This window comes from Tsukamurella sputi, assembly GCF_007858445.1.
GTDB lineage: Bacteria > Actinomycetota > Actinomycetes > Mycobacteriales > Mycobacteriaceae > Tsukamurella > Tsukamurella sputi.
Map to the genome: position 1 here is coordinate 1 of NZ_VIGV01000247.1, position 507 is coordinate 507.

Annotated in this window: 1 protein-coding gene; it reads right to left on the reverse strand. The window is 51.9% G+C overall.

Going from position 1 to position 507, the window contains the following annotated elements; genetic code table 11:
- Window positions 1-507, reverse strand: a 507-nt coding sequence (tsaE, locus tag FK268_RS26310; protein WP_146437932.1) for a tRNA (adenosine(37)-N6)-threonylcarbamoyltransferase complex ATPase subunit type 1 TsaE, incomplete at both ends; no start/stop codon positions are given.

Here is a 507-nt window from a genome sequence, read left to right on the forward strand (position 1 = left end):
CAAGAGGACTCTGTGGACTCATCCGCAGACTCAGCTGCTCGCCCTCGCGCATTAAATTGAGCTCAATATCCGCTAGCGGCAAGACTCCATCCCCCTTCTCCGGCCACTCAATAAGCCAGATCCCCTGCTCTTCGAGCAATCCTAAATCATAGAGCTCTAAAGGGGAGGCTAAACGATAAAGATCGGCATGATAGATGGTCATTACATGATCGCTCTCACCCTCTTTCTGCTCCTGACCCATTTTTGAATTTGTTTTCGACGCCGACTTCCCACGCCCCTTCTCTGATGCAAGCTCTGCCAGGAGAGTAATCTCATAAGGCTCGATCAAAGTATAGGTGGGGCTCTTCACCGCACCGGTCACACCAAAGGCTTGGATAAAGTAACGTGAAAAGGTGGTCTTCCCCGCGCCCAAATCGCCATGGAGATAGAGTTTCAGATCATGCCCCGGAGCTTGTCGCTTCTCTTCCCGCTTATCCTGCTTCTTCTCAGCTCCATCCTCTGCGCTCA